Source organism: Micromonospora luteifusca (assembly GCF_016907275.1).
Classification (GTDB): Bacteria; Actinomycetota; Actinomycetes; order Mycobacteriales; family Micromonosporaceae; genus Micromonospora; species Micromonospora luteifusca.
Window position 1 is genome coordinate 2,681,234 of record NZ_JAFBBP010000001.1, and the last position, 26,295, is coordinate 2,707,528.

26 protein-coding genes and 1 riboswitch are annotated in these 26,295 nt (G+C 71.7%); of the genes, 14 read left to right on the forward strand and 12 right to left on the reverse strand.

All coding sequences use genetic code 11. The features are described 5' to 3' along the window. Positions 1–36: 36 nt before the first annotated feature. The 3 genes from JOD64_RS33925 to JOD64_RS11935 form a co-directional block, all read right to left on the reverse strand. Entirely contained in the window at positions 37–114 is a 78-nt protein-coding gene (locus tag JOD64_RS33925; protein ID WP_310503780.1) for an Ms5788A family Cys-rich leader peptide, read from the reverse strand. 82 nt (positions 115–196) lie between these two features. Beyond that, positions 197–985 carry an LmeA family phospholipid-binding protein gene (locus JOD64_RS11930; protein ID WP_204942293.1) on the reverse strand — a complete coding sequence of 263 codons (789 nt, stop codon included), beginning with the start codon at positions 983–985 and terminating at the stop codon, positions 197–199. Between the two features lie 104 nt (positions 986–1,089). Then, positions 1,090–2,148: a hypothetical protein gene (locus JOD64_RS11935; protein WP_204942294.1), complete on the reverse strand. Its 1,059-nt coding sequence runs from the start codon at positions 2,146–2,148 to the stop codon at positions 1,090–1,092. A gap of 241 nt (positions 2,149–2,389) precedes the next feature. Between JOD64_RS11935 and JOD64_RS11940 the strand changes: the two genes are divergently transcribed. The 7 genes from JOD64_RS11940 to pstB all read left to right on the forward strand — a co-directional run bounded on the left by JOD64_RS11940 (position 2,390) and on the right by pstB (position 9,641). Beyond that, entirely contained in the window at positions 2,390–3,109 is a 720-nt protein-coding gene (locus JOD64_RS11940) for a winged helix-turn-helix transcriptional regulator (RefSeq protein WP_184188346.1), read from the forward strand. Positions 3,110–3,303: 194 nt separating this feature from the next. Beyond that, the gene (locus JOD64_RS11945) at positions 3,304–4,137 is read left to right on the forward strand and encodes a polysaccharide deacetylase family protein (RefSeq protein ID WP_307813343.1); all 834 of its coding nucleotides are present in this window, start codon (positions 3,304–3,306) and stop codon (positions 4,135–4,137) included. Between the two features lie 154 nt (positions 4,138–4,291). Next, positions 4,292–5,218 carry a mycothiol synthase gene (gene mshD / locus JOD64_RS11950; RefSeq protein ID WP_204942296.1) on the forward strand — a complete coding sequence of 309 codons (927 nt, stop codon included), beginning with the start codon at positions 4,292–4,294 and terminating at the stop codon, positions 5,216–5,218. 306 nt (positions 5,219–5,524) lie between these two features. Beyond that, on the forward strand, positions 5,525–6,631 hold the full coding sequence (gene pstS / locus JOD64_RS11955; protein ID WP_204942297.1) for a phosphate ABC transporter substrate-binding protein PstS: 1,107 nt from the start codon (positions 5,525–5,527) through the stop codon (positions 6,629–6,631). Positions 6,632–6,670: 39 nt separating this feature from the next. Beyond that, complete coding sequence (gene pstC, locus JOD64_RS11960; RefSeq protein WP_204942298.1) at positions 6,671–7,762, forward strand: phosphate ABC transporter permease subunit PstC; 1,092 nt, start codon at positions 6,671–6,673, stop codon at positions 7,760–7,762. Continuing rightward, a complete protein-coding gene (pstA, locus tag JOD64_RS11965; protein ID WP_204942299.1) occupies positions 7,759–8,847 on the forward strand; it encodes a phosphate ABC transporter permease PstA in 1,089 nt (362 codons plus the stop codon). Before pstC ends, pstA begins: the two co-directional genes overlap by 4 nt. Before the next feature lie 17 nt (positions 8,848–8,864). After that, positions 8,865–9,641, forward strand: a complete 777-nt coding sequence (gene pstB / locus JOD64_RS11970) for a phosphate ABC transporter ATP-binding protein PstB (RefSeq protein ID WP_204942300.1) — start codon at positions 8,865–8,867, stop codon at positions 9,639–9,641. A 367-nt stretch (positions 9,642–10,008) separates the two neighbouring features. Here the strand turns inward: pstB and JOD64_RS11975 are convergent, their stop codons facing one another. After that, entirely contained in the window at positions 10,009–10,842 is an 834-nt protein-coding gene (locus tag JOD64_RS11975) for an NUDIX hydrolase (protein WP_204942301.1), read from the reverse strand. Between the two features lie 322 nt (positions 10,843–11,164). On the opposite strand from JOD64_RS11975, the gene JOD64_RS11980 reads away from it, so the two are divergent. After that, positions 11,165–12,133, forward strand: coding sequence for a Gfo/Idh/MocA family protein (locus tag JOD64_RS11980; protein WP_204942302.1), 969 nt, complete (start codon positions 11,165–11,167; stop codon positions 12,131–12,133). A gap of 44 nt (positions 12,134–12,177) precedes the next feature. Here JOD64_RS11980 and JOD64_RS11985 read toward each other — a convergent pair whose 3' ends face one another. The 3 genes from JOD64_RS11985 to JOD64_RS11995 all read right to left on the reverse strand — a co-directional run bounded on the left by JOD64_RS11985 (position 12,178) and on the right by JOD64_RS11995 (position 14,890). After that, entirely contained in the window at positions 12,178–13,191 is a 1,014-nt protein-coding gene (locus JOD64_RS11985) for an inorganic phosphate transporter (RefSeq protein WP_204942303.1), read from the reverse strand. A gap of 4 nt (positions 13,192–13,195) precedes the next feature. Further along, positions 13,196–13,822: a DUF47 domain-containing protein gene (locus JOD64_RS11990; RefSeq protein WP_053655020.1), complete on the reverse strand. Its 627-nt coding sequence runs from the start codon at positions 13,820–13,822 to the stop codon at positions 13,196–13,198. 126 nt (positions 13,823–13,948) lie between these two features. Beyond that, a complete protein-coding gene (locus JOD64_RS11995; RefSeq protein ID WP_204942304.1) occupies positions 13,949–14,890 on the reverse strand; it encodes a PPK2 family polyphosphate kinase in 942 nt (313 codons plus the stop codon). 168 nt (positions 14,891–15,058) lie between these two features. Here JOD64_RS11995 and sigJ point away from each other — a divergent pair, with 168 nt between their 5' ends. Next, the gene (gene sigJ / locus JOD64_RS12000; protein WP_204942305.1) at positions 15,059–16,024 is read left to right on the forward strand and encodes an RNA polymerase sigma factor SigJ; all 966 of its coding nucleotides are present in this window, start codon (positions 15,059–15,061) and stop codon (positions 16,022–16,024) included. Between the two features lie 24 nt (positions 16,025–16,048). Here sigJ and JOD64_RS12005 read toward each other — a convergent pair whose 3' ends face one another. Then, a complete protein-coding gene (locus JOD64_RS12005) occupies positions 16,049–16,555 on the reverse strand; it encodes a DUF402 domain-containing protein (RefSeq protein ID WP_204942306.1) in 507 nt (168 codons plus the stop codon). A 103-nt stretch (positions 16,556–16,658) separates the two neighbouring features. On the opposite strand from JOD64_RS12005, the gene JOD64_RS12010 reads away from it, so the two are divergent. Further along, the gene (locus JOD64_RS12010; RefSeq protein ID WP_204942307.1) at positions 16,659–18,863 is read left to right on the forward strand and encodes an ATP-dependent DNA helicase; all 2,205 of its coding nucleotides are present in this window, start codon (positions 16,659–16,661) and stop codon (positions 18,861–18,863) included. Between the two features lie 75 nt (positions 18,864–18,938). Here the strand turns inward: JOD64_RS12010 and JOD64_RS12015 are convergent, their stop codons facing one another. Further along, complete coding sequence (locus JOD64_RS12015; protein ID WP_239559485.1) at positions 18,939–20,303, reverse strand: AI-2E family transporter; 1,365 nt, start codon at positions 20,301–20,303, stop codon at positions 18,939–18,941. A gap of 106 nt (positions 20,304–20,409) precedes the next feature. Between JOD64_RS12015 and JOD64_RS12020 the strand changes: the two genes are divergently transcribed. Continuing rightward, on the forward strand, positions 20,410–20,748 hold the full coding sequence (locus JOD64_RS12020) for a GroES family chaperonin (protein WP_110563819.1): 339 nt from the start codon (positions 20,410–20,412) through the stop codon (positions 20,746–20,748). Positions 20,749–20,841: 93 nt separating this feature from the next. Beyond that, positions 20,842–21,009 (forward strand): hypothetical protein, encoded by a 168-nt coding sequence (locus JOD64_RS12025; protein WP_172862117.1) that lies wholly within the window; start codon positions 20,842–20,844, stop codon positions 21,007–21,009. A gap of 24 nt (positions 21,010–21,033) precedes the next feature. Here JOD64_RS12025 and JOD64_RS12030 read toward each other — a convergent pair whose 3' ends face one another. Next, positions 21,034–22,512 (reverse strand): PrsW family intramembrane metalloprotease, encoded by a 1,479-nt coding sequence (locus JOD64_RS12030; protein WP_204942309.1) that lies wholly within the window; start codon positions 22,510–22,512, stop codon positions 21,034–21,036. A gap of 23 nt (positions 22,513–22,535) precedes the next feature. Then, positions 22,536–22,656: riboswitch (SAM riboswitch) on the forward strand. 70 nt (positions 22,657–22,726) lie between these two features. On the opposite strand from JOD64_RS12030, the gene JOD64_RS12035 reads away from it, so the two are divergent. Then, the gene (locus JOD64_RS12035) at positions 22,727–23,977 is read left to right on the forward strand and encodes an aminotransferase class V-fold PLP-dependent enzyme (RefSeq protein ID WP_204946024.1); all 1,251 of its coding nucleotides are present in this window, start codon (positions 22,727–22,729) and stop codon (positions 23,975–23,977) included. Positions 23,978–24,010: 33 nt separating this feature from the next. Here the strand turns inward: JOD64_RS12035 and JOD64_RS12040 are convergent, their stop codons facing one another. Continuing rightward, positions 24,011–25,213: an FUSC family protein gene (locus JOD64_RS12040; protein WP_307813930.1), complete on the reverse strand. Its 1,203-nt coding sequence runs from the start codon at positions 25,211–25,213 to the stop codon at positions 24,011–24,013. A 137-nt stretch (positions 25,214–25,350) separates the two neighbouring features. Between JOD64_RS12040 and JOD64_RS12045 the strand changes: the two genes are divergently transcribed. Continuing rightward, positions 25,351–26,016: an HD domain-containing protein gene (locus tag JOD64_RS12045; protein ID WP_204942310.1), complete on the forward strand. Its 666-nt coding sequence runs from the start codon at positions 25,351–25,353 to the stop codon at positions 26,014–26,016. Here the strand turns inward: JOD64_RS12045 and JOD64_RS12050 are convergent. Continuing rightward, on the reverse strand, positions 25,979–26,272 hold the full coding sequence (locus tag JOD64_RS12050) for a DUF4031 domain-containing protein (protein ID WP_204942311.1): 294 nt from the start codon (positions 26,270–26,272) through the stop codon (positions 25,979–25,981). The genes JOD64_RS12045 and JOD64_RS12050 overlap by 38 nt on opposite strands. Positions 26,273–26,295 lie beyond the last annotated feature (23 nt).

A 26,295-nucleotide genomic window follows, 5' to 3' on the forward strand; every position in this document is an offset into this window, starting at 1 on the left:
GTGGCCGCCGTCAGGCGGCCGGAGACAGCCCCGCCGTCAGATGACGGGGCGACACAGGCAGGTGGCCACGCGGCACAGGTCGACCGCGCGCCGTTTGGTGAGGTGGGTCCCCATGGGCAGGGAGCCTACCAGCCGGTGACCGTGCTGCCACTGAGTCGACCACCATCCGGGAAGGACCCGACCCGCCGGCCGAACCTCAGCCAGCGGAATTGATCGGTACGTTCTTCGCGTCGGCGGTGACCGCCAACCCTTCCGGCAGCGGTCGGACCTCCCGGACAGCTAGCTGAAACGGCAGGTCGGGCAGGGGCACGTCGATGGAGATGCTCTTGGCGAAGTTGTTCAGGAAGGTGCGGGCCAGCGGCAGGTTCGGCAGACCCGCGGCGTCCAGGTCGTTGAACCGCAGGGCGACCGCGCCGTTGTCGGCGACGGTGACGTCGGCGGTGCCGCTGATCGTGATCTTCTGACCGAGGATGTCGGCCGGGCCCGTGACGGCGAGCTTGCCGTTCTGCTCGCCGAGGGTCAGGCCGGGCCGTTTCAGCAGTGCGGCGAGACTGTCGTAGCTGATCGTGCCCGTGCCGTTGACGGTGTCCGCGACGACGTCCCCCTGGCCGGTGCGCAGAGTGTCCAGCGAGGCACGCACGTTGCGGGCGTCCACATCGAGCACCGACAACCGGACGGTCTGGTCCTCGACCGGGGCCTGCACGTCCCGCAGCTTGATCGAGATCCGCTGGTAGCGGCCGTCGACCACCTGGGTGAGGAACGGAACGCCCGCGACCTCCACCTCCGGCGCGGTGGACTGCGCGCCCTGCTTGGCGATTTCCTGACGGACACGGTCGGCGATGGTCCGCTCCGCCACCCCGACCGCTACCCGATCCGCGACCACCAGCAACCCCGCCACCAACACGAGCAGGACGACGAGGGTGATGAGCACCTTGCGACCACGCCGCCGGGGCCGGACCTCACTCGCCGGACGATCCTGCGCCACGCCGCCTCCTGTCTTGACCCGTCGAGGTGCGACGGGTCGTCCGTGCCGATGCCGCAGCGCGGCGCACCCATAGGTACCCGACCGGGTTCGGGCTCAACCGTGACTCAGAGGAAGAGCATGCACATGGCGTACGCGGCCGGCGCGGCGAGAGCGAAGCCACCGAGCGGACCCTGCATGTGCCGGGCCACCCACATCGTGGGCGGCTCACCGGCCATCAGGCGGCCCGCCTCGGCGTACCCCACGGCGAGATCGGAGAGGACGGCGGTGACCGCCGCGACCAGGCCGATCACGGCGGCCCGGGTCGGCGTGAAGGGAGCCACCAGGTAGCTGCCGAGGAGTGCGCTGGTGAGCGTGCCGACCATCGCGCCGGCCACCACCCCGGCAGCCCCCCGGGGCACCTGCGGAGCCAGCCGGGGCCAGGGCAGAACGGCGTCGGTGAGCCGGGCGACGGTCAGCGCGACACCGCTCGCGGACAGGCAGACGGTGATCGCCTGGGTGCCGGCCGGGATCCGGCTGAGCACGATCAGGGTGCCGAAGGCCACCACCCCGACCACGATGAGCAGCGTGGCGCCGAGTGAGTCGGTGACCCGGACCCGGTCGACCCGGCGGACCAACTGGCCGAGCACCGCGGCGAGGAAACCGCCGACGGCCAGGTAGCCCAGCGGAGCCAGGCCGGCGATGTCGGTCTGCACCGCGGCGATGTCCGCGAGCGCCGCGACCGTGGCGCTGATCCCGCCGACCACCAGCAGCGCGGGCGGTCGCATGGCCATCGTCCAGGCGAGCACGAACAGCAACTGGACGCCGAAGATGATGAAGGCGAACGGCAACCGGTGACCGGGGCCCGACGTCTGCGCGCCGAGCACCAGGCCGACACCGAGCAGCGCGGCGAAGCCGGCGATGGTCATCGCCAACTGGCGGCGCACCTCGACCGGGGGTACGACCTCCTCTTCCGGCTCGTCGATCTCGTCCTCGGATCGGCGAGCCGGCTCGCCGGCACGACGGGCGCGGCGAGGCCCACCCCGTTCGCGACGATCGCCGTCGGCGGTGGCCGGGCCGGTACGCGGGGCGGGCGGGTGGCCGCGGGTCGGTGCGGCGGCCGGACCCGGGTGTGGCCCAGCGGGCCACGATTCGCGGCCCGCCTCGGGCGAGGTGGAGGGAAACACGACCCGATCGTGCCAGACCGACCGCCCGGCGCGATGGTCACGGGTTTCAGCAACGTTAAAAACTATGCCGCGATCAGGGGCAAGCTGGGCAAACGGTAAATGGCCTGACGGCGCGGCCGAGGCGATCGGTTACGCTCAACCCGTTACCCGCCCGTCAGCGACGCCGGGACCACGCAATTTCTCAGCGCACTCCACCGTGGGTGTGTCTGGTCGCGTGCGGCCCCGCGCCGCCGGGACGGAGGTGATCGTGGAGATCCTGTTGCTGGTGACCGCGCGCGCAGGCGAACCGTCGGCTGTACTGCCGGCACTCGACCTGCTGCCGCATTCGGTCCGCACCGCGCCGCGCGACGTCCGCACCCTGGTCGCGGGCCCCAGCCCGGACGCGGTGATGGTGGACGCCCGGTCCGAGTTGAGCGAGGCCCGCGCGACCTGCCGAATGCTGCACGCCACCGGGCTCGGCGTGCCGCTGGTCGCGGTGGTGACCGAGGCCGGCCTGATCGCGCTGAACGCCGACTGGGGCGTCGACGACGTCATCCTCGCCTCGGCCGGCCCTGCCGAAGTTGAGGCACGGCTGCGGCTGGCGGTGGGCCGGCTGAGCAACGCGACGGCCGGCGCGGGCGGCTCGATCCGGGCCGGCGAGCTGACCATCGATCCGGACACGTACGCGGCCAAGCTCAAGGGTCGCCCACTCGACCTCACCTACAAGGAGTTCGAGCTGCTGAAGTTCCTGGCCCAGCACCCGGGTCGGGTGTTCACCCGGGACCAGCTCCTGCGCGAGGTCTGGGGCTACGACTACTTCGGCGGCACCCGCACGGTGGACGTGCACGTCCGGCGACTACGCGCCAAGCTCGGCTCGGAGTACGAGTCGATGATCGGCACCGTTCGCCAGGTCGGCTACAAGTTCGTCGTCCCGCCGTCCCGCTCGCTGGCTGAGGCGGAGCACGCGCCCCTGCCGGTCTGATCGGCGGAGTCGCACCGGGCGATTTCCCATATGCCCTTTTTGCGCAGCTTGCCAGTCCTATTCTGACTGCCGGGTTTGTCGTAGAAAGGGGCGACGGTGCGCGCAGTGACCACGGGGGCGACGGGCCGGCCTGAACGGCCAACCAGGCGGAAGCCGTGAATCGGGGCGACTCGACCGCGAGGGCGGCGGGAATCGTGACGCTGGTGGTGGCAGCCCTGCTCGGCTCGGCGTACGTGCTGGGCCGCAGTCTCGTCCCCGACCAGCAGCCCCAACGACACTCCACCGGGATCACGTCGAACGCCGACGCGCCGGACTATGCCGACCAACCCAACGGCGGTGAGCCGACCGCCGCCCCGAGCGCCAGCGGGAGCACCGGCCCCACCGAAGCCGGTCAGGACGGGTCGGGACGAGACGCCGGGGGCGACAAGCTGTTCGGCGCACACGCCACCACCGGCTCCCCCCGGCTCGCGCTGACCTTCGACGACGGACCGGACCCGCAGTACACCCCGCAGGTCCTCGCCACGCTGCGCGAATTCGGCGTACGGGCCACCTTCTGCGTGGTCGGCGAGAACGCCCAGAACCACCCCGACCTGATCCAGGCGATCGTCAACGACGGGCACACCCTGTGCAACCACTCCTGGCAACACGACGTCGGCCTGGGCGCTCGATCGACCGACGCGATCCGCTCCGACCTCCTGCGCACCAACGAGGCGATCCGGGCGGCGGTGCCGGACGCACCGATCGTCTGGTACCGCCAGCCCGGCGGCGCCTGGACGTACCCGGTGGTGTCGGTGGCGAGCCAGCTCGGCATGACCCCGCTGCACTGGTCGGTGGACCCGTCGGACTGGGACCTGCCCGGCGCCGGCAAGATCACCGCCACGGTGTTGACCCAGGCCGAACCGGGCTCGGTGGTGCTGCTGCACGACGCCGGCGGGAACCGCCAGGGCACGGTGGACGCGCTGCGCCGGATCCTGCCCGACCTGACCTCGCGGTTCGAGCTGGAGGCGCTGCCCACCGACCCGACGTGAGGCGACCGGGCCGGCCGCCCACGGGTTGGCGAGAGTCGGCGCGTCGACCAACACCTCGCCCACCAGCGCCCTCCGCAGCCTCCACCGCACGCCGCCCACCGCTTGTCTCGGCGACGGACCGGGCGCCACGACACGCAGCGACTACGGTGACGGGATGAGCAGCGCGGAGCCGACCAGCGACCAGGTGACCCGGACCGACCGACTGGCACCGGCGGAAATCGCCGACGTGCTGGCCCTTGCCAGCTCTGCGGGCGACACCGACGGCGCGAACCCGCTCGACGAGCACGTCCTGCTCCGACTGCGTGACCCGGACGCCCCAGCCCTGCACCTGATCGCCCGCGCCGACGACGGCACCCTCACCGGGTACGCGCACCTGGACACCACCGACCCGGTCGGCGGGATCGGAGTCGAGCTGGTGGTGCACCCCGCGTTCCGGCGGCGGGGCACCGGTCGCGCGCTGGCCCGGGGTGTGCTCGCCTCGGCGACCGGGCCGCTGCGGGCGTGGGCGCACGGCGACCACCCCTCGGCCGCGGCGCTCGGCGTCGACCTCGGGTTCACCCGGGCGCGGGTGCTCTGGCAGCTGCGCCGGCCGCTGGCCGCTCCGCTGGGCGAGCCGCGCCTGCCCGACGGGGTGGCGCTGCGCGAGTTCCGGCCCGGGGCGGACGACGCGGCCTGGCTGACCCTCAACTCACGGGCCTTCGCCGAGCACCCCGAGCAGGGGCGGTGGACCTCGGACGACCTGCGGGTCCGTCTCGCCGAACCGTGGTTCGACCCGGCCGGCTTCCTGCTCGCCGAGGAGACCGGAACCGGCCGGCTGCTCGGCTTCCACTGGACCAAGGTGCACGAGCGTCCGGGGTCGGCCCGGATCGGCGAGGTGTACGTCCTGGGCGTGGAGCCGACCGCGCACGGCGGCGGGCTCGGCCGGGCGTTGACCACCGCCGGGCTGGCGTACCTGCGGGACAAGCGCGGCCTGGACCGGGTGATGCTCTACGTGGACGAGTCGAACACCGGGGCGGTCGCGCTCTATGAACGGCTGGGTTTCGCCCGCTGGTCCGCGCACATCAACTACCACCTCGGCTGACCGCCGACCGCCAGAGCATTCGATCGGGCGGAGTGCCGGTCACCGGCGGGTAACGGTCGGGCGTCGGCGGGATCACGGCGAACCGGAAATATACCCATACTTCCGACAGGTGTACCCGGGTTCACTTAACGGACAACTCACCCTCGGCAAGCGGTCACCTGGGCGGCCGTACGTGTTCACCTTGCGTTCACTTGCGACCGGCGAACCGGCTACCTGGCACTTCTAACTTTCGTGTCAGCCGGTCAGTGCCGGTCCTCGGGCCCCGGGATCGGGGTGCCAAGTCAGACGCGAAGGGAAACCCCTCAGGTGAAGCTCCAGCGGTACGGCACTATTGCCTGCCTCGCTCTTGCCGCGACGCTCGGCCTCAGTGCATGCGGCTCGGACAACAACGAGCCCGCCACCGGCGCCAGCGCTTCGGGCTCGGCCGCCGCGGTCGACTGCGCCACCGGAACGCTGAACGCCCAGGGCTCGTCGGCGCAGAAGAACGCCATGGCCGAGTGGATCAAGGCGTACCAGACGAAGTGCCAGGGCACCACGATCAACTACGAGCCGACCGGCTCGGGCGCCGGCATCCAGGCGTTCATCGCCGGGACCGCCGACTTCGCCGGCTCCGACTCCGCGCTCAAGCCGGAGGAGCAGCCGCAGGCCGACGCCAAGTGCGTCGGTGGCAAGGCCATCCACCTGCCGATGGTGGTCGGCCCGGTGGCCATCGCCTACAACGTCAGCGGCGTGGACAACCTCCAGCTCAAGCCGGCCACCCTGGCGAAGATCTTCGCTGGCACGGTCACCAAGTGGGACGACGCGGCGATCAAGGCCGACAACCCGGACGCCAAGCTGCCTGCGACCACCATCCAGACCGTCCACCGCTCGGACGAGTCGGGCACCACCGACAACTTCACCAACTTCCTGTCCAAGACCGCCGAGGCGGACTGGACCCTGGGCAAGGCCAAGGCCTGGAAGGCCCCGGGCGGCACCGGTGCCAAGGGCTCGGACGGCGTGGCCAGCCGGGTCAAGGCTGGCGACGGCTCCATCGGTTACATGGAGTGGTCGTTCGCCGAGAACGCCGGTCTGAAGATGTCCAAGATCGGTAACGGCAACGGCGAGTTCGCCGCGCTGACCGCCGAGGCCGCTGGCAAGACCATCGCCGGCGCCAAGGTCGAGGGCCAGGGCGACGACCTCAAGCTGTCGATCGACTACAACACCAAGGAGGCCGGGGCCTACCCGATCGTCCTGGCGACGTACGAGATCGTCTGCAGCAAGGGCCTCGCGGCCGACAAGTTGAAGCTGGTCAAGGGTCTGCTGGGCTACGCCGCCAGCGCCGAGGGCCAGAACTCGCTGACCGACCTGGGCTACGCCCCGCTGCCGGAGACGGTCCGCACCAAGGTCGAGACCGCGGTCAAGAACCTCTCCTGACCCGACCCCACCACCTCCGCAACCGAATCGAGCGAGCAGATGGGTGAAACCCCTCACCGCTCGGCCGACGCCGGCACCGGCGGGACGCGCGTGACCCAGAGTCACGAGTGGCCCGCCGGTGCCTCGGCGCGTGTGGCCGAGGCACCAGTCAGCACCCGTTCCCCGGGCGGCACCGGGCTGGGCGGCGGCGGCGCGCTGCCGCGCAGCCGTAAGTTCGGCGCCGAGCGGGCCTTCCGCGGTCTCACCCTGGCCGCCGGCACCGCCGTTCTGGTCATCATCGCCGCCATCGCGATCTTCCTGGTCGCGAAGGCGGTGCCGGCCCTGCGCGCCAACACCGAAAACTTCTGGTCCTACGAGGGCTGGTCCCCGAACGAGACGCAGCCGAAGTTCGGCATCGGTGCACTCGCCTTCGGCACCGTGCTCAGCTCGGCGCTCGCGCTGCTGATCGCGGTGCCGGTGGCGCTGGGCATCGCGCTCTACCTCTCGCACTACGCACCCCGCCGGCTGGGCACCGCGCTCGGCTTCCTGGTCGACCTGCTCGCCGCCGTGCCGAGTGTGGTCTTCGGCCTCTGGGGGCGAGACGTCTTCAGCAGCCCGGTCCGGGACTTCTCGCTCTGGCTGAACCACCACTTCGGTTGGATCCCGCTCTTCGGCGGCGACGGCCCGTTCGGCGCGTCCGTCATGCTGGGCGCCCTGGTGCTCGCGATCATGGTGTTGCCGATCATCACCTCGCTCTCCCGCGAGGTGTTCCTCCAGACGCCGACCGCGAACGAGGAGGCCGCCCTCGCCCTGGGCGCCACCCGTTGGGAGATGCTCCGCACCGCGGTGCTCCCGTACGGCCGCCCCGGCATCATCGCCGCGATGATGCTCGGCCTCGGCCGGGCGCTTGGCGAGACCATCGCCCTGGCGCTGACCCTCGGCATCACCTTCAACGTCTCGTTCAACCTCATCCAGAACGGCGGCAACACCATCGCCGCCAACATCGCCAACGCGTTCGGCGAGGCGAACGAGACCGGCCGGGGCGCACTGATCGCCTCCGGCCTGGTGCTGTTCACCATCACGCTGATCGTCAACATCACGGCGCGGGCGATCATCTACCGCCGCCGGGAGTTCACGGAGTCGGCCGCATGACCACAACCGTCACCTCCCACCGCTCCCGCCCGCCGGCCCAGCCCGTCTCGCTGCGGGCCCGGCGGCTGCCCTGGTACGCCGCTCCGGCCATCGCCGTGGCGGCTCTGGTGCTCTCCGCCGTGCTCGTCTACGGCACCGACATCGGGGGCCCGGTCCTCGTGGTCGTCCTCGGCGCGGTGCTCTACCTGGTCGGGCTCTTCGTCGCGGCCAACGTGGTCGAGGGGCGCCGATCGGCCCGCAACCGCACCTGGAGCGCGCTGATCCACTCTGCGTTCGTGCTGGCGGTGCTGCCGCTGGTGTCCGTGGTCTGGACGCTGGTCAGCAAGGGCGCCGAGCGGCTGGACGGCAACTTCTTCCAGACCTCGATGAACAACATCGGGGCCCGGGACGCCACCGGCGGCGCGTACCACGCGATCGTCGGCACGCTGGAGCAGGTCGGCATCGCCACCCTGATCACCGTGCCGCTCGGCATCCTCTGCGCCATCTACATCGTCGAGTACGGCCGGGGCAAGTTCGCCTTCGCGATCCGGTTCTTCGTGGACGTGATGACCGGCATCCCGTCGATCGTCTCCGGCCTCTTCGTGCTGGCGTTCTGGGTGCTGGTCGTGTCGCCGTGGTTCAACGACGGCCGGCCCAGCTTCTCCGGCTTCGCCGCCGCGCTCGCGTTGAGCGTGCTGATGCTGCCGACCATCGTCCGGTCCACCGAGGAGATGCTCCGCCTCGTCCCGCCGCCGCTGCGCGAGGGCGCCTACGCGCTCGGCGTACCCAAGTGGAAGACCATCCTGCGGGTGGTGCTGCCGACGGCGCTGCCCGGCATTGTCACCGGCGTGATGCTCGCCATCGCCCGTGCGGCCGGCGAGACCGCGCCGGTGCTGCTGGTCGCCGGCGGCGGTGCCGCGATCAACACCAACCCCTTCGAGAACAACCAGTCGTCGCTGTCCCTCTTCGTCTACCAGCAGGCCGGTGACGCGTCGAAGTACGCACCGGCACGGGCGTGGACCGCGGCACTCACCCTGGTCGCCCTCGTGCTCATCCTGACGATCGCGGCGAAGCTGCTGGCCCGCCGCAACAGGCTCAGCCGATGAACCCCGGAGGTTCCACCATGGCCAAGCGTGTCCAAGCCGCGAACGTCACCGCCTACTACGGTGGCTTCAAGGCGATCGAGAACATCAACCTGACCGTCGAGCCGAAGACGGTCACCGCCCTGATCGGCCCGTCCGGCTGCGGCAAGTCCACCTTCCTGCGGTCGATCAACCGCATGCACGAGGTGCTGCCGGGGGCCCGGGTCGAGGGCAGCCTGACCATCGACGACCAGGACATCTACGACCGGGACGTGGACGTCACCGCGGTCCGGCGCACGATCGGCATGGTCTTCCAGCGGCCGAACCCGTTCCCCACCATGAGCATCTTCGAGAACGTGGTGGCCGGGCTGAAGCTCAACGGGGTCCGCAAGAAGTCGATCCTGGAGGACGCGGCCGAGAAGGCCCTGCTCGCCGCGAACCTGTGGGGCGAGGTCAAGGACCGGCTGGGCAAGCCCGGCGCGGGCCTCTCCGGCGGTCAGCAGCAGCGGCTCTGCATCGCCCGGACCATCGCGGTCGAGCCGCAGGTCGTCCTGATGGACGAGCCGTGCTCCGCCCTGGACCCGATCTCCACGCTGGCGATCGAGGACCTGATGTTCCAGCTCAAGGACAAGTTCACGATCATCATCGTGACGCACAACATGCAGCAGGCAGCGCGTGTGTCGGACCGGACCGCCTTCTTCTCGATCGAGAAGACCGGCGACCCGGGTCGGTTGATCGAGTACGACAACACTCAGAAGATCTTCAGCAACCCGAGCGTGAAGAAGACCGAGGACTACATCACCGGCCGCTTCGGCTGAGCCGCTGGCTCCCAGTCCGCCAGGGGCGTCGGTCAACCTGACCGGCGCCCCTTCTGCGTACCCTGACGTGGTCACGGCGCGACCCAGCCCGGCACGGCACGTCCAAGATCGTGCTCGATCAAGAATGCAGTGGTCTCACCCCGCAACGGAGGCCACTACCTCCATGTTCGAGCGCGATCTCCGGGTAGAGCGGGCCTGCGCTCCAGACCGCGCCCAAGATCTGCCCAACTACCCGGATACTGCTGTCTCCCACGAGTCCGAGGCAGCAGGATCCCTGAAGTTGCGCGGATCTTGACGGCACGCCGGACGCGCGCCCAAAGGCGAGGGCGCCGCAGCACGGGCAGCGCGAGGGCAGTGTGGGCAGCGGTCAGCCCAGGACGAAGCGGGGTTCGCCGTTCGGCGGCAGGTCCAGGCGTGGGGTGACCGGGGTGGCCGCGTCCCGTTCGGCCGCCGCTCGCGCCACTCCGGCCAGGTCGCCGGCCGCCGTCACCTGCGCCAGCGTGACCAGGGTCGGCGGCAGCATGGTCAGCTCCCCGGCCTGGGCCCGGGCCAACGCGTCCGCCGGCCGGATCCACAGGGTGTGGTCGGCCTCGCCGGAGACGTCGCGGGTCCGCTGCCCGACCGGCAACAGGGCGATGAAGAAGTACGTGTCGAAGCGGCGCGGCTCGAACTCGGGAGTGATCCACCGGCTCCAGGGCAGCAGCAGGTCCGACCGCAGGGTGAGTTGACGCTCGGCGAGCAGCGCGGCGAAGCCCAGCCGGCGCCCCTCCAGGTCCTGCCGCGCGGCCTCCCAGTCGTCGCCGCTGACGTCGCCCACCACGGTGTCGCGGTTCGGGCCGGCGAGCAGTACGCCGGCCTCCTCGAAGACCTCCCGCGCGGCGGCGCAGACCACCGACTGCGCGGCCTGCGGGGCCACGCCGAGCCGGTCCGCCCACTCGCCCGGGGTCGGGCCGGCCCAGTCCAGGTGCGCCTCCGAGTCGGAGCGGTCCACCCCGCCTCCGGGGAAGGCGTACATCCCGCCGAAGGTCATCGCGGCGACCCGGCGGATGACGTACACCTCGAAGTCGCCGTCGGTCGGACGCAGCAGCAACACGGTGGCCGCGACCCGCGGCGTCGCCGGGGTGCCACCCTCGGCCTGGAACCGGCGGGCGTGCTCGACCAGGGCGGCCGGGGCTGCGAAGCCAGCACTGTCGATCGTCATACCGCGAGCCTAGTTCCCGACAGCGCGATTGCCTTCCGCGCGCCAAGCCACGAAGAGGTCGGCTCGGTCGGGCCCGGTCCACGACTTGAGCGGTATACCTCTGCGGTATGAATATGCCTCAGAGGTATACCGCTCGTCAGGGTGCCAGGCCCGAGGCGCGCGCCGGTCGGGGCGTGGTCGCGGTTGCGGTCGCGCTCGCCGCCGAACGAGATGGCGTCGGGGGCAGGGCACATGGCCGGGCAGCGCGAGCCGGGCCCCGGCGAGCCCGGCAGCAGCAGGCCGGACAGCCGGAGGTTCACCTCGGTCGGCTAGCGTGCCCGGCATGACTCGTTGGGGCATCCTGGCCACCGGCCACATCGCCAGCCGTTTCGCCGAAGACCTCCGGCTGGTGCCGGACGCCGAACTGGTCGCGGTCGGCTCCCGTGCCGAGGAGAGCGCGCGGCGCTTCGCCGACACGTACGGCGCGAAGCGCGCGTACGGCTCCTGGGTGGAGTTGGCCGCCGACCCGGAGGTCGACGCGATCTACGTGGCGACTCCGCATTCGGCGCACTACGAGGCGGCGATGACCTGCCTGACCGCCGGCCGCGCGGTGCTGCTGGAGAAGCCGTTCACCCTCGACCTGGCCACCAGCACCGAGTTGGTCGACACCGCCCGCGCCGCCGGGGTCTTCCTGATGGAGGCCATGTGGATGCGGACCAACCCGCTGATCCTGCGCGCGGCTGAGCTGATCGCGGAGGGTGCCATCGGCACGGTGAGCAGCGTCCGGGCCGACTTCGGGGTTCCCGGGCCGTTCCCGCCGGAGCACCGGATGCGGTCCGCTGTGCTGGGCGGGGGTGCCCTGCTCGACCTGGGGATCTATCCGATCAGCCTGGCCCACCTGCTGCTCGGCGTGCCACAACACATCCGGTCCTGGGCGAAGCTCGGCCCGGAGGGCACCGATGAGAACACCGGCATCCTGTTCGGCTACGACACCGGTGCTCTGGCCGCGCTGAGCTGCGGCATGGTGGGGTCGAGTGAGCTGTCCGCCTCGATCACCGGCAGCACGGGCCGGATCGACCTGCCGGAGCCGTTCTTCCGGCCGGGTTCGCTGACCCTGCATCGGGCCGGCGCGGAGCCGGAGACGATCACCGCCGACGGAGCCGGCAACGGCTACCAGTACGAGGCGATCGAGGTGCAGCGCTGCCTCGCCGCCGGGCTCACCGAGAGCCCGCTGGTGCCGCACGCCGCCACCCTCGAGGTGATGGCGCTACTGGACGCGGTCCGCGAACAGATCGGCGTGCGCTACGCGTGACGGAAAGGGCCCCTCTTCGAAGAGGGGCCCTTTCTTCACGACGGTCAGCCGAACAGCGGCCGGACCACCAGGTAGGTGACACAGGCGATCAGCGCGGCGGCCGGGAACGTGATGATCCAGGCGAGCACGATGTTGCCGGCGACGTTCCAGCGGACCGCGGAGAGCCGCTTGGTCGCGCCCACGCCCATGATCGCCGATGTGATCGTGTGCGTGGTGGAGATCGGCGCCTTCAGCACCAGGGCGTTGAAGTAGAGCACCGCGCTGGCAACCGTCTCGGCGGCGAAGCCCTCCGGCGGCCCCAGGTCGATGATCTTACGACCGAGGGTGCGGATGATCCGCCAACCACCGGCGTACGTGCCGAGGGCCAGCATGGTCGCCGACGTCCAGAACACCCAGCCCGGGATGTGCGTCTTGCTCTCCTGGAACCCGCCGGTGTAGAGCGCCAGCACCACGATGCCCATGGTCTTGGCGGCATCCTGCATGCCGTGGCCGACCGACATGGCGGCCGCCGACGCGGTCTGCGCCCAGCGGAAGCCCCGGTTTAGCTTGCCCGGCTGCCCCTTCCGGAACAGCCAGAGGATGGCCAGCATCAGCAGGTAGCCGAGGGTGAGGCCGACGATCGGCGACAGCACCATCGGCAGCAGCACCTTCTCGCCGATGTTGGCCCACTGCACGATGCCGCCGGTGGAGACCAGGGTCGCGCCGACCAGGCCACCGAAGAGCGCGTGCGAGGACGACGACGGCAGACCGAAGTACCAGGTGATGAGGTTCCAGGCGATCGCGCCGAGTACCCCGGCAAAGACCACTCCGAGGCTGCTCACCCCGGTGGGGAGGGTCACCAGTCCGTCACCGACGGTCTTGGCCACCCCGGCGCCGAAGTGCGCGCCGACGAAGTTGCCGACCGCGGCGAGCCCCAGGGCGATCCGGGGTGTCAGCGCCCGGGTGGAGACGCTTGTCGCGATCGCGTTGGCGGCGTCGTGGAAGCCGTTGGTGTAGTCGAACGCCAGGGCCACCGCGATCACCGCCAGGACGGCGATGAGTTCGGGGGTGAAAGTCACCGGCTCAGGACTCCTTGACGGCGATGGTCTCGACCGTGTTGGCCACGTGCTCGAAGGCGTCGCAGGCGGCCTCCAACTCGTCGGCGACCTCCTTCATCTTCAGCACCGTCAACGCGTCGTACTCGCCGGAGAACAGTCGGACGAGCAACTGCCGGTTGATCCGGTCGCCCTCGTTCTCCAGCCGGTTGCACTCGATCCAGTAGTCCTCGAGATCCTTCATCGACTTCAGCCGGGGCATCGCGTCGGCGGTCAGCTTGGCCTGCTGGTCGAGCACGTTGACCATCTCGTGCAGCTCGCGGGGCAGTGCCGGCAGCTCGGTCAACCCGTACAGGTAGAGCAGGTCGCCGACCGCCTCCAGGTGATCCATCACGTCGTCGAGCAGCGAGCCGAGCCGGTAGATGTCCTCCCGGTCGAACGGGGTGATGAAGGTCGAGTTGATCTTCTTGTACAGGTCGTGGGTGATCTGGTCGCTGTCGTGCTCGACCTCGGTCAGCCGCTCGCTGACAGACTGCACATCCACGCCGGGCAGGGCCAGCTCGTTGAGCAGCGCGGTGCCGCGGACCAGGTTCTGCGCGGCCCTGGTGAAGAGCTCATAGAAGGCGCCCTCGGTGGGGCGGAAGGAAAACTTCACAGCACAGACCTCGTCGCGTCGGTGGAAGGGTGGCACCCCGTCGGGCACCCGCTCGGTGAATGCTAGGAAACGACAGAACCGCGAATTCGCCGGCCCACCCCAGGCCAGGCGGCATTCACCGCTCGTTCATCTGCTGTTCATCTCGGCCGTCCCACCCGCACCCGCTCCCCCAGCGGACAGCCGCTCCCGCTCCCGCTCGACGTCAAAATCGGCAGCCGGATACCCCAAGCCGAGGGTGTCGAACGTCTCACGCAGCAGATGGGCCACCGCCCAGTCCCGGTACCACTTGCGGTCCGCCGGCACCACGAACCAGGGCGCGGCGTCCGTGCCGCACCGGCTGAGTGCTTCGGCGTACGCGGTCTGGTAGTCGTCCCAGTGGGACCGGGAGTCGACGTCGGACGGGTTGTACTTCCAGTGTTTGCGCGGGTCGGTGAGCCGTTCCAGCAGGCGCTTGCCCTGCTCGGCGTACGAGATGTGCAGCATCACCTTGATCAGGGTCAGGTGGCCCTCGGTCAACTCCCGCTCGAACGAGTTGATCTCGTCGTAGCGAGCCCGCCAGGTCGCCTCCGGCACCAGCGAGCCGACCCGGGCGATCAGCACGTCCTCGTACTGCGAGCGGTTGAACATCCCCACGTACCCGGGCGGCGGCAACTCGCGACGGATCCGCCAGAGGAAGTCGTGCCGCAACTCCTGGCGGGTCGGCGGCCCGAACGAGCGGATGTGCAGGCCCAGCGGGTTCATCGCGCCGGCCACCCGCTTGATCGTGCCGTCCTTGCCGCCGCAGTCCATCGCCTGGAGCACCAGCAGCACCCGACGTGCCGGCCGGTCCAGCCCGGTCTTGGCCATCGCGAAGAGCATCTCCTGCTGTCGGCCCAACTCGCCGCCGACCAGCGCCACCTGCTCTCGTGCCCAGGCCTTACGGTGCTCGCCGCGCCCGGCCGTGCTCGGCAGGCCGGGCGTGGACCGTGGATCGATCGCGCCGAGATCCACAGGTGCGCCGACCCGCAGCAGTTCCCGTACCGAGCCGCCGTCGGGTGCCACGATCCGCCCTTGCTGGGGTGCACTCATCCACGGATCATCGCCCACCCGCAGGCGATTCGCCCGCCGAGGACCACCCCACACCACCACCGGTCGGTGCGGACCGTTTGATGCACCGGCTGCCCCCGGGGCTGCCGGGGCGTCCAGTGGCGGGAGGATGTACGCCAGAACAATGCGGACCGGGGAGGGTGGTGGGTCGTGCAGGACCTGGCGACGGAGTTCGAGACCGAGCGAGGGCGGCTGCTCGCGGTGGCCCACCGGATGCTGGGCAGTCGCAGTGAGGCCGAGGACGCGGTGCAGGAGACCTGGCTGCGCTACGCCGGGGCGCTCGCCGCCCCGGCGGCCCGCGCCGAGATCCGCGAACTGTCCGCGTGGCTGACCACCACCTGCGGTCGGATCTGCCTGGACGTGCTCCGCTCGGCCCGGGTCCGGCGGGAGGCGTACCCCGGGCAGTGGCTGCCGGAGCCGGTGGTGAGCCAGTTGGGCGCTGGGTCGCCGACGGACGGGTACGCACCTGACCCGGAGGAGCGGGCGGTCCGCACCGACCAGGTCGGCACGGCTCTGCTTGTGGTGTTGGAGCGGCTCACACCGGAGCAGCGGGTCGCCCTCGTGCTGCACGACGTGTTCGCGGTGCCGTTCGCCCGGGTCGCCGACGTGCTCGGCACCACCGACGTGGCCGCTCGGCAGCTCGCCGTCCGTGCACGTCGGGCGGTCACCGCGCCGGACGTACCCCGGCACACCGCTGACCCGGGCGAGCAGCGCCGGGTGCTCGAAGCGTTCGTCGCCGCCACCGATTCCGGTGAGCTGGACCAACTGCTCAAGGTGCTCGCGCCGGACGTGGTCTTCGCCGGTGACTCGGGCGGGCACTTCCCCACGGCCCGCCAGCCGGTGCTCGGCGCGGACGCCGTGGGTCGCTTCGCCCTGGGCCTCTTCGGCCAGGCCGGCCGGTACGCCGGCCGGGTGCTGGCCCGGCCCGTGCTCGTCGACGGCGTGCTCGGCCTGCAGATGGAGGCGGTGCACAGTGACGGGCGGCCGATCCGCCTGGTCACCGCCTTCGCGGTGGACCAGGGCCGGGTCACCGCCATCTACAACCAGCTCAACCCGGAGAAACTGGCCGACCTGCCGCCGCTTGGTGACGACGACCGCTGGCCACCGCGCTGGTGAGCCGGCCCGGCCGGGCGTGCGGGATCAAACCACCAGGGCCAACCACTTGCGGTACGAGGTGGCGAACGGCTCGGTGCCGTCGCCGAGCGCCCCGAACAACCGCTGGGCTGCGGCTTCGGCCTCGACCACCACGTCGTCCGGGTAGCCGAATCGTGCCCGGTGCTCGGCGAACTCGTCCTCGTCGAGCAACTCCACCAGGCCGGTGGCGCGACGCCGGACGACGTCCAGGTCCAGGTCGATCAGGTGGACCGTGTCGTCGGATTCCCAGTGGGCCGGGGTGGCGATGTCGCAGTAGACCTCGCTGGTGCGGGGCGGTGGGTTGAACATGGCCGTCCACCAGGCGCGATGCGGCACCAGCAGCACGAACGGGATCTTCTCCACCGACGGCCGGCCGTGGTAGACCGACTCGGTGCCCTGCGGCACGCCGAGCCAGACGCCGAGGTCGTCCTCGGTGAGCCGGCGGGCCGGGTAGTCGCGGTGGGCGCTGCCGTCGTACTTGCGGTAGATCACTCGGACCATGTCGCTCGGCATGATTCGCACCCTAACCGATACTGCCCACGCGTCGTAGCGCGGCCGTAACCGGACGGCGCGGACCCGCGACGACCAGCTGGCCCGGCAGCACGCCACGCGGCGGATGGGCGCAGCCCGTGTCGGCGGCGGCGGGTACCGTCGCACGGTGACTCCGCCCCGCACCGCCACCGGTTCCGCCACCCCATCGGCCCGTGCCGGGAGCCGGCGGCGGGGCGCCCGGCCCAGTGGCACGGAGTTGCTGGCGGCGGCGGTCGGCGCGGTCCCGGGCGGCGCGGAACGCCCCGGCCAGCAGCAGATGACCACGGCCATCGAGGAGTGCGTGGCCGGCGGCGAGCATCTGCTCGTGCAGGCGGGCACCGGCACCGGCAAGTCGTTGGCCTACCTCGCGCCGGCGCTCACCGTGGACGGCCCGGTAGTGGTCTCCACCGCGACCCTGGCGTTGCAGTCCCAGTTGGTCGACCACGATCTGCCCCGGCTGGCCGACGCGGTGGAGCCGCTGCTGGGCCGCCGGCCCACCTTCGCGGTGCTCAAGGGTCGCCACCACTACCTCTGCCTTGCCCGACTGGACAACTCCACCGAGGAGGAACCGGAGGACACCCTCTTCGACGCCCCCGCGGCTCGCCCCGGCGGCGGGACGAAGTGGCTCGGTGAGGCAGGCCGGTTGGGCAAGCAGGTCGAGCGGCTGCGTGACTGGGCCGAACGGACGGCCACCGGCGACCGGGACGAGCTGGACCCAGGCGTCGACGATCAGGCCTGGCGGCTGGTGTCGATGCCGGCCCGGGAGTGCGTCGGGGCGGCCCGCTGCCCGTTCGGGCAGGAGTGCTTCGCCGAAGCTTCGCGGGCCCGGGCCCGCGAGGCCGACATCGTGGTGACCAACCACAGCCTGCTCGCGGTCGACATGCTCGCCGACCGGCACATCGTGCCGCCGCACAAGCTGCTCATCGTCGACGAGGCGCACGAGCTCGCCGACCGGGTCTCCTCCGCGGCCCAGGCCGAGCTGGTGCCGGAGCTGATCGACCGGACCACCCGGCGGGCACGCCCGCTGCTGCGGCCGGAGACCGCCGACGCGCTCACCGCCGCCGGCGACGCCCTCGCGGTCGGGCTGGCCGAGGCGCCGGCCGGGCGGATCACCGCCGGGCTGCCGACACCGCTGCGGGAAGCGTGCACGCTGCTCGACGCGGCGACCCGGTCCGCCCTGGACGCGATCGGTGACATCAAGTCCGACGATCCCGACCCGGTCCGCAAGCAGCAGGCCAAGGCAGCGCTCGACGAACTCTCCACCACCGCACAGCGCCTCCTGGAGGAGGCCGACCACGACGTGGCCTGGGTGGAGAAGAACGACAGCGGCAACCGCCGGGCCCTGGTCGTCGCGCCGCTGTCGGTGGCCGGCACCCTCGCCACCCACCTGTACGACGAACGCACCGTCGTCGCCACCTCGGCGACCCTGGCGCTGGGCGGCCGGTTCGACACGGTGGCCCGCGCCCTCGGGCTGGACGCGCCGCCACCCGCCCCGCCGTCCGCCGCCGCAGCCGCACTGGCGGCCCGCACCGGCCCGGGCCGCCCGGCCGCCGAGGCGCCGGGCCGTCGCCTGGCCGGCGACGTCACACCGAATGCCGTCGTACCGGCCACCGAAGGCCCCGGTTGGCGGTCGCTCGACGTTGGTTCGCCGTTCGACTACGCCCGGCAGGGCATCCTGTACGTCGCCGCGCACCTGCCCCGGCCCAGCGTCTCCGGGCTACCCGACGCCGCTGGGGAGGAGCTGCTCGAGCTGGTCGGAGCGCTCGGTGGTCGTACTCTCGGGCTCTTCTCCTCCCGGCGGGCCGCGCAGCAGGCGGCGGAGCTGCTCCGCGCGCGGACCGACCTGCCGGTGCTGTTGCAGGGCGAGGAGGCCCTGCCACTGCTGGTCCGCCGCTTCCGGGAGGAACGTGCCAGCTGTCTGTTCGGGGTGATGTCGCTCTGGCAGGGGGTGGATGTGCCGGGTGACGCCTGTCAGCTCGTGGTCATCGACCGGCTGCCCTTCCCGCGACCGGACGAGCCGCTTGCGGCGGCTCGTGCCGCCGCCGTGGATGCGGGCGGCGGCTCCGGCTTCGCTGCGGTCAGCGTGCCGATCGCGGCGGTACGGCTGGCTCAGGGCGTGGGCCGGTTGATCCGGGCGACCGGCGACCGGGGCGTCGTCGCGGTGCTCGACTCCCGACTGGAGACGGCCCGGGGCTACGGGCCGTTCCTGCGCCGCTCGTTGCCGCCGTTCTGGTACACCACCCGCCCCGAGGTGGCGAGAGGCGCCCTGGAACGCCTGGCCAAGTCCTGACGCCGGCCCAGGCCGCGGGACGCGCGGGTCCAGGCCGCGGGACGCGCGGGTCCAGGCCGCGGGACGGGGTGTGGTCTAGGGGGCCTGGGAGGCGACGACCACGGCGTCGGGCGGGGTGTCCGGAACCCTTCGAGCGGCAAGCCTGCGGATCGCGGTGTTAAGTACCGCGATGAGCGGCACGGAGACCAGCGCGCCGGTGATGCCGGCGAGTACGACACCGGCGGCGATTCCGATGATCACGGCGAGCGGGTGGAGGGCGACCGCCCGTCCCATGATCAGCGGTTGGAGCACGTGCCCCTCGATCTGCTGCACACCGATCACCGCGCCCAAGATGATCAACGCGGTGACCGGGCCGCTGTCGACAAGCGCCACCAGCACCGCCACACCACCGGAGAGCGCCGCACCGACGATCGGGATGAACGCGCCGAGGAAGACCAGCGCGGCCAGCGGGAAGGCGAACGGGACGTCGAAGATGACCAGGAAGATGCCGATGCCGACCGCGTCGATGAAGGCCACCAGCACGGTCGCTCGGACGTAGGCGCCGAGCGTGTGCCAGGAGGCGCGGCCGGCGTCGTCGACCTTCCACCGGGCAGCGACCGGCAGCAGCCGAACCAGGAAGCGCCAGATCCGGTTGCCGTCGCGCAGGAAGAAGAACGTGGCGAAGAGCACCAGGAGCGTGCCGGTCAGCACCTCGGCCAGCGTCGCGGCAGTGCTCAGCGCCCCGCTGGTGAACTTCGAGGTGTTGTCGTTGATCCAGGCCTGTGCCTCGTCGATGTAGCGGTCGAGCTGCGTGTCGGAGAGGTGCAGCGGGCCGGTCTTCAGCCAGTTCTGGATCTGGCGGACACCCTCCGACGACTTCTCGCTCAGCTCGGGCACACCGCGGATGAACTCGTTGACCACCAGCGTCAGGGTGCCGATCACCGCGACCAGGCCGCCGACCAGCACCACTGCCGTCGCCAGCGAGCGGGGCAGTCGGGCGCGCAGCAGCCAGCCCACCGCCGGTGCGAGCAGCGCGGAGAGCAGCAGCGCGATCGCCAGCGGAATGATCACGATCTTGATCGTGCCGACGATCCTGAGCAGGGCCCAGGCCACCACACCGATCACGATCAGTCGCCAGCACCACGCGGCGGCGATCCGCAGCCCGTGCGGGACGTCGGCGTCGTCCCGGCTGGCGGTCGAGCTGTGCAGGTCCAGCGGGGCTTCCGCGCCGTAGACCGCGGCGCTCGGCGGTGCGGTCGGCCCCGGCACCGCCGGCGACGCCAGCCGGGCCGCCTCCGACACGTCGGTCAACTCTTCACTCGACGTGCGCTGGTCGGCGCGCGCCGACTCCTTCCGCGACTGGTAGGCGCGGCGGAGCCGCCCGCGTACCCGCTCGAAGCGGCTCAAGCGCACCTCCTGGCAGAAAAGCCGGTCCGCCCACGACAACAGGTCGGACAGCATACGTCCGTTCCCGACACCGTAGGGCAGTTCCGCCACACAATGCCCCGACCACCACCGGCATAACCACCGGCGGGTCCGCCGTCGGCCACACGGTAGCGTTTGCGGCGTGACCGCCGACAACGATCTCGACACCGGCCTGCCGATCCGCATGCTGCACGACCGCGTGCTGGTGCGGATGGAGGGCAGCGAGGGCGAGCGGCGCTCCACCGCCGGCATCGTCATCCCGGCGACCGCCGCGGTCGGCAAGCGCCTCGCCTGGGCCACCGCGGTCGGGGTGGGGCCGAACGTCCGCGCCATCGTCTCCGGCGACCGGGTGCTCTTCGACCCGGACGACCGCTCCGAGGTCGAGCTGCACGGCCGTGGGTACGTGCTGCTGCGGGAGCGGGACGTGCACGCCGTGGCCGCCGAGCGGATCGAGAACGATCCCACCGGCCTCTACCTCTGACCCACCTCCCCCGGCCAGCAGGCCCGGCCGCGCACCGTTTGCCCTGGCGCACGACGGGAAGCCATCCGGCGACCGTGGCCCTGGGGAGGGACGATGCCAGTATTCGTCAAGAAGCTGCTGACCTGGGGCAGTGTCGCGTTCCTGATCTACTTCGTGGCCTTCCGGCCGGACGGCGCCGCGCAGATGTTCAAGGCGATCGGGGCTGCGCTGATCGCGATGTTCCAGGGCTTCGGTGACTTCCTCACCACCCTGATGACCTGAACCGGCCCGCCGGGGCGCCGGCGATCAGGGATGACCCGGCGGCCACGGCGCCGCAGGGCGCAGGCCGGGCCAGCCGGGCGGGGCGTATCCCACCGGAGGCGGAGCAGGGGCCAGCACCACCGGAATCGGCACCACCGGCTCGTCCGGCGCATCCACCGAACGCTGCGTACCGTCCGGGAAGCGCAGGTGGTAGCGGCTGCCGTCCCAGACCCCCGTCGGGGCCTGCGGGTCCCGACCGACGAAGAACGACCGGTACGCGCTGATGGTGTCCAGCAACTCCCGCTCCTCCCGTGCGGTCCGTTCCTGGTCGGCGGGCTTACGGTCCAACCCGCGCAGCGTCCCGTCGCGCAGCAGGGCCAACCGGGTGGCGGCGGACTGGTAGCCGCGCATCGCCCGCACCCCGGCGTCGCCGGCCACCCGCCGCGCCCAACTGCGGGCCGCGTGCCGCCTGCCGAGGCTGCTCAACGCAGCCACCTCGGGTGGGCTCAGCCAACCGGCACGGACGTAGTCGGGCAATGTCCGCTCGGTGAGCCGCCCCTCCCAGGCGCGCAGCCACACCGCCAATCCCACGGTGCCGAAGAAGACCGGCACCATCAGGCCCAGGAAGCCGTACAGCATGATCAACGCTTCGCCGGTGACCTGGGTCAGCGTGGGCAGCAGGTTCCACGTGCCGTGCAGCATCATCGCCAGCAGCAGGCCGGCGATCGGGGCGAGCACCCGCACCCTCCGGTCGGCCGTCCGCGCCGCGATGCCCAGCCCGATACCGGTCATCGAGGTGAAGAGCGGATGGGCGAACCCGAACAACAGGATCCGCAGAATGAAGATCGAAATCACCTGCTGGATGCCCGTCGCCGGGCCATAACGGTCGGCACCGGACGCGTAGCCCAGCCCGCCCAGGTAGAGGATGTTCTCCACCATCGCGAAGCCGACCGCGGACAGCCCGCAGTAGACCAGGCCGTCGGTGATCCCGGACCACTCACGACGGCGGAACACCAGCAGCAGGATCGGGCCCAGTGCCTTGGTCAGCTCTTCGACGAACGGCGCCACCAGCACCCCGGTGAGCGCGGACGGCAGGCCCCAGTCGTCGAAGCGGCTCGCGGCGAAGTCGTTCACCGTGAGCGAGGCGGCGGTGGAGACGAACGCCCCCCAGGCGAAGCAGAAGACCAGATATTTCAAGGGCTCCGGTTCGTACCGGTCCAGCCAGAGGAAGCAGGCGACCAGCACCGGCACCGGCAGAATGGCGGCGGCCACCCCGATCAGCAGAGCCTGCGCGCCGAGCGACTGGCCGAGCGTGAAGACCATGAACACCGCGCAGGCGGCGATGAACAGCACTACCCCGGCCAGCACCAGGAACCGTCGCCAGCCCAGTCGGCGCAACGGCATCCGGGGTGCCTCGCCGACGGACGGGGCCGTGGATGCGGGCGACGACGGCAGAGGTGAACCGGGCGGGGTGTCGGCCATGCGGTCAGCGTAGCCATCCGCTGCCGGCTGGTCCGGGCGCATCGGTAGCCGCTATGCTGCCGACAGGTCACGAGTGCCAGCGTTCAGCCCCGGCTTGCTGGCCGGCAACCCTCGTCGAGTTCGCGGTGGGGTGCCCCGGGTGATGACCGGGCCCAGCCCGATCGGTGTGCTGGGCAAGCGCGGACCCCGTCCCAACAGTGCACCCGGGGTCCCTGACCCCGGAGGTTCCGGCGTGCCCGTCACCCTCGTCCCCTCGCTGCCCACCCGCTTCGACGCCACGCCCACGCCGGCCTCGTCGCGGCCGCTCGACGTCCTCGGCGTGCCAGGCGAGATCAACCTGGACTACGCGGCCAGCGCACCGTGCGCGCAGGCCGCCGCCGACGCGGTGGCCGAGCTGCTGCCCTGGTACGCCAGCGTGCATCGTGGCGCGGGAGCACTGTCCCGGCGCTGCACCCTCGCGTACGAGCAGGCCCGGCAGACGATCGGCGACTTCTTCGGCGTCCGCGCCGACGATCACGTGATCTTCACCCGCAACACCACCGACGCGCTCAACCTGCTGGCGCGGGCGCTGCCGGCCGGCACGACCGTGGTCACCTTCGCCTCCGAGCACCACGCCAACCTGCTGCCCTGGCCGCGCGGCTCGGTGCGGCTCCCGGTGCCCACCGACCCCGCCGGGGCGGTACGCGACCTCGCCGCCGCCCTCAGCGAGCTACGTCGGGGCAGCAGCCCGGCGCTGCCGGTGCTGGTCGCGGTCACCGGTGCGAGCAACGTGACAGGTGAGCTGTGGCCGGTCGCCGAGCTGGCCCAGGTGGCCCACCGGCACGGTGCCCGGATCGTGCTCGACGCCGCGCAACTCGCCCCGCACGCCCCGGTCGACCTGCTCACCCTCGACGTCGACTACCTGGCCGTGTCGGGCCACAAGCTGTACGCGCCGTTCGGCGCGGGCGTGCTGATCGGGCGGGCGGACTGGTTGGACGAGGCCCCGCCGTACCTGGCGGGCGGCGGCGCCACCAGCCGCGTCGGTCCGGCCACCCATGACGTGACCTGGACGACCGGTCCGGCACGGCACGAAGGCGGTACCCCGAACCTGCTCGGCGCGGTGGCGCTGGCGGCAGTGTGCGCGGCGCTCGGCGACGCCGACCGGGCCGCGCTGGCCGCCCGCGAGCAGGCGCTGCTGGCCCGACTGCGGACCGGCATCGCCGCCCTGCCGCACGTGGTGGAGCTGCGTACCTTCGGCCCGGACGCGCCGCGGGTCGGCATCGTCTCGTTCGTGGTCGCCGGCTGGGACTCCGCCGACGTGGCCGCGCGGCTGGCCGGCGAGCACCGGATCGGCGTACGCGACGGGTTGTTCTGCGCCCACCCGCTGGCCCGACGGCTGCTCACCGAGGCGGCGGGGCGTACCGGCCGGCGGGACCTGCCGCCGACCGCACTGCGCGCCAGCATCGGCCTCGGCAGCACGGCAGCACAGGTGGACCGGCTGCTCGCCGCGCTCGCCGAGCTGGGCTGAGGGCACAGCACGCCGAGCTGGGCTGGATCCCGCTCAGCCCACCGGTGGGGCGGTGGGTGGTTTCGGCCCCTCGTCGGGCTCGGCCGGTTCACCGATCGGCCGCTCCTGCTCGCCGAAGGCGGTGCGGATCCACCGGTTCGCCTCCTCCTGCTCGATCCCGGAGGCCACCAGCAGGTCGCTCGCGGTGGTCCGGACCTGGGCGATGACCACGCTGCCGGAGAAGCCGACCCCGGCGCCGTACGCCCGGCCGGCCTCGCTGACCGCCCGGAGCGACCGCTCCCGGGCCTTCTCCGGCTCCTCACCGGCGGCGAACTCGTGCTTGAGCAGCCGGACCGACTCGGCGAGGTGGCCGATCGCGTCCGGCATCGGATCGGGAACCGGCTCCTCGTCCTCGATCAGCGTGACGGACCGGCGGATCAGCGTGCCGGTGTTGCGCATCGCCCGGTCGATCGGGTCGGCCGCCTCCGCGTAGTGGATCAGCTCGCCGCGGCGGTGCCAGCGGGCCGGGGAGAGGGTGGAGGTCTCCTTCGCGCCCTCGATCGCCTCGGCCAGCGTGTTCAGCTCGTCCTTGTTGTTGCGCAGCCGATCCAGTGCCCGCTGGACGCTCGCCCGGTCGCGGCTGCGCAGCCCGTCGGCGGTGACGTCGAGCTGGGTGGCGAGCAGGTCCAGCGCCGGTCGGGCGGCCCGGTTGATCACCCGGAGCGGGTTCAGCGGCAGCAGCACCGCCGTGACCAGCAGCGCGACCCCACCACCGAGAAAGGCGTCGACGAAGCGTGGGATCTCCAGATTCTGGGTGGAAGGGCTCAGCGTGACGATCAGCACCGCCGTGGCTGCCGCCTGGATGACGATCGCCACACTCGCACCGGCGAAGATCGTGAGCAGGATCGCGACCGTGACCACCAGGCCGAGCTGCCACGCCCCGGTGCCGAGCAGGTAGATCAGGAAGTCACCGATGGCGACGCCGATCCCCACCCCGGCGATCAACTCCACGGTCCGGCGGAACCGCTGGCCGACCGACGCGGCCAGGGTGCCGACCGCGGAGATCGGCGCGAAGACCGGTTGCGGGTTGCCGAGCACCTTGTGCGAGATCAGGTACGCCACCCCGGCGGCCAGCCCCGCCTGCACGGCCAGCCCGCCCGCCATCCGTATCCGGTGGAACCGGTCGTGCAGGGTGGCGCGGCCGCGATGGCGTAGCTGTTCGGTGGCTTCGGCGATCCGCGCGCCGTCGATGTCCACCAGGCCCTCGCGCAGCGCGGTGCGTCGCACCAACGGAGGTCGGTTGTCCCGGGCCACGGCCATGGGCGCGACTACCCGTGGGCGGCCCGCTGAATCCTCCCGTGCCGCGCCGCGAAGCGATACGGCAGACTCGGCTGGTGGTTGATCTGCTGGAACGATGGCGGGCGGCGGCCCTCGGCGCTGGTGCACGGCCGGACGCGGCGTCGACCGGGGCCGGGGAGCAACTGCTCGCCCGCTGGCGGGAGCCGCACCGGCACTACCACACGCTGGCCCACCTGACGGCGGTCCTGGACGTGGTGGACCAGCACGCCGAGCTGGCCGACCGGGTCGACGTGGTCCGGCTGGCAGCCTGGTGGCACGACGCGGTCTACGACCCGCGAGCGGCCGGCGACGCCAACGAACGGGACAGCGCCGCGCTGGCCGAAGACGTGCTCACCGGGCTCGGAGTGCCGGCGCCCACGGTGGCCGAGGTGCACCGGCTGGTGCTGCTCACCGCCGGGCACGAGGTGGCGCCGGGTGACGCCGACGGCGCGCTGCTCTGCGACGCGGACCTCGCCGTGCTGGCCACGTCGCCGGCCGCGTACGAACGCTACGCGGCGGCGATCCGACGGGAGTACGACCATGTGCCGGAGCCGGCCTTCCGTGCCGGGCGAGCCGCGGTGCTGAGGGGCCTGCTGGCGCTGCCGGCGCTGTTTCGGCTGCCGCCGCTGGCCAGCCGGTGGGAGGGGCCCGCCCGGGACAACGTGCGTCGCGAACTGGCCGCGCTCACCGAGTCGGCGACGGGTGCGGCCGACCCGGGCTGACCAGGTGCTTCGGGCGGCGCAGGCCGGCGGCGCGGAGCAACCGGACCAGCTCCCGGCTCGGCACCTCCTGGGCACCGAGCCACACCGCCGCCGCGAACCGGTCGGCCGGGATGTCGTAGTGGTCCCGGTCGAAGCCGCGCCGGGGCGCGCCGAGTGCCTCGGCGAAGGCGTGCAACTCGGCGTACGAGACGTCGCTGATCAGGTGCGACCAGAGTCGACCGCGCCACGGCCAGGCAGGCCGGTCCAGGTAGAGCATGATGCCCAAGTTATCCCGCGCAG

Coding starts and splice junctions, on each gene's coding strand:
- JOD64_RS33925 (WP_310503780.1), bottom strand. CDS start 114: ATGGGGACCCACCTCACCAAACGGCGCGCGGTCGACCTGTGCCGCGTG.
- mshD (WP_204942296.1), top strand. CDS start 4,292: ATGAGCAGCGCGGAGCCGACCAGCGACCAGGTGACCCGGACCGACCGA.
- pstC (WP_204942298.1), top strand. CDS start 6,671: ATGGGTGAAACCCCTCACCGCTCGGCCGACGCCGGCACCGGCGGGACG.
- pstA (WP_204942299.1), top strand. CDS start 7,759: ATGACCACAACCGTCACCTCCCACCGCTCCCGCCCGCCGGCCCAGCCC.
- pstB (WP_204942300.1), top strand. CDS start 8,865: ATGGCCAAGCGTGTCCAAGCCGCGAACGTCACCGCCTACTACGGTGGC.
- JOD64_RS11975 (WP_204942301.1), bottom strand. CDS start 10,842: ATGACGATCGACAGTGCTGGCTTCGCAGCCCCGGCCGCCCTGGTCGAG.
- JOD64_RS11980 (WP_204942302.1), top strand. CDS start 11,165: ATGACTCGTTGGGGCATCCTGGCCACCGGCCACATCGCCAGCCGTTTC.
- JOD64_RS11995 (WP_204942304.1), bottom strand. CDS start 14,890: ATGAGTGCACCCCAGCAAGGGCGGATCGTGGCACCCGACGGCGGCTCG.
- JOD64_RS12005 (WP_204942306.1), bottom strand. CDS start 16,555: ATGCCGAGCGACATGGTCCGAGTGATCTACCGCAAGTACGACGGCAGC.
- JOD64_RS12010 (WP_204942307.1), top strand. CDS start 16,659: ATGGGCGCAGCCCGTGTCGGCGGCGGCGGGTACCGTCGCACGGTGACT.
- JOD64_RS12015 (WP_239559485.1), bottom strand. CDS start 20,303: ATGCTGTCCGACCTGTTGTCGTGGGCGGACCGGCTTTTCTGCCAGGAG.
- JOD64_RS12025 (WP_172862117.1), top strand. CDS start 20,842: ATGCCAGTATTCGTCAAGAAGCTGCTGACCTGGGGCAGTGTCGCGTTC.
- JOD64_RS12030 (WP_204942309.1), bottom strand. CDS start 22,512: ATGCGCCCGGACCAGCCGGCAGCGGATGGCTACGCTGACCGCATGGCC.
- JOD64_RS12050 (WP_204942311.1), bottom strand. CDS start 26,272: ATGCTCTACCTGGACCGGCCTGCCTGGCCGTGGCGCGGTCGACTCTGG.